We start from the raw sequence: 1075 nt of genomic DNA, 5'->3' as shown, positions 1-1075 counted from the left end.
CCCCGTCGCGGGCCGCACGGACGAGGCCGCCGAGGACCTGGTCGGCTTCTTCGTCAACACCCTGGTGCTGCGCACCGACCTGTCCGGCGACCCGACCTACGCCGACGTACTGGCCCGGGTGCGGCAGGCCGCGCTCGGCGCCCTGGAACACCAGGACGTCCCCTTCGAGCGGCTGGTCGAGGAGCTGGCACCGGCCCGCTCCATGGGCCGACACCCCCTCGTCCAAGTCGTCCTGGAGGTGCAGTCCACCCCACTCACCGTCCCCGAACTGACCGGCGCCGACGTCGAAACGGTGCCGTACGGCACGCGCGACGCCAAGTTCGACCTGGACATCCAGCTCGCTGAGCGCTTCGACGCCGAGGGCGGACCCGCCGGTATGGACGGCGCGCTCATCTACGCCGCCGACCTGTTCGACGACGCCACCGCCGAGACCCTCGTCGCGCGCCTGCTGCGCGTGCTCGACGACATGGTCCGCGACCCCGGCCGCACCGCCCGCACGGCCGGGATCCTCGACCCGGCCGAACGCCGGGCCGTCGTCGAGGAGTGGCCCCGCCGCCAGCCGCACTACGCCGGCCCCGAAGCGCGCGTCTACATCCTGGACGCCCACCGCACCCCCGTGCCCCCGGGCGTGCCCGGCGACGTGTACGTCCTCGACGGCACGGCCCAGGACGACGACGCCTCCGTGCCCTGCCCGTTCACGGACGATGGGAGCCGCATACGACCCACCGGCGACCGCGCCCGCTGGGACCGCGAGGGGCGGCTCCAGCCGCTCGGCCCGGAGCCCGGCCACGCGGCCGACGACAACGCCCCCAAGGGCTCGGCACGGCACCCGGCGAACCTGCGCGAGGAGCTGCTCTGCGCGCTGTTCGCGCAGGTCCTCGGCGTGCCCCGGGTGGGGGTGGACGACGACTTCTTCGCGCTCGGCGGGCACTCCCTCCAGGCGGTGCGGCTCGCCAGCCGGATCCGCACCGTCCTCGGCACCGAACTCACCGTCCGCACCCTGTTCGAGGCGCCGACCGTGGCGGCCCTGGCGGTCCGGCTGGCCGAATCGGGCAGCGCCGGGCTGCGCCCCGGA

Annotated in this window: 1 protein-coding gene; it reads left to right on the top strand. The window is 75.2% G+C overall.

Going from position 1 to position 1075, the window contains the following annotated elements:
• Positions 1 to 1075, top strand: a 1075-nt coding sequence (locus SCA03_RS36705; protein ID WP_230989121.1) for a condensation domain-containing protein, incomplete at both ends; no start/stop codon positions are given.

Origin of the sequence: Streptomyces cacaoi (assembly GCF_006539165.1) — a bacterium.
GTDB lineage: Bacteria > Actinomycetota > Actinomycetes > Streptomycetales > Streptomycetaceae > Streptomyces > Streptomyces cacaoi.
The sequence above is the reverse complement of the archived record's forward strand: the minus strand, read 5'-3'. Positions and strand labels throughout refer to the sequence as shown.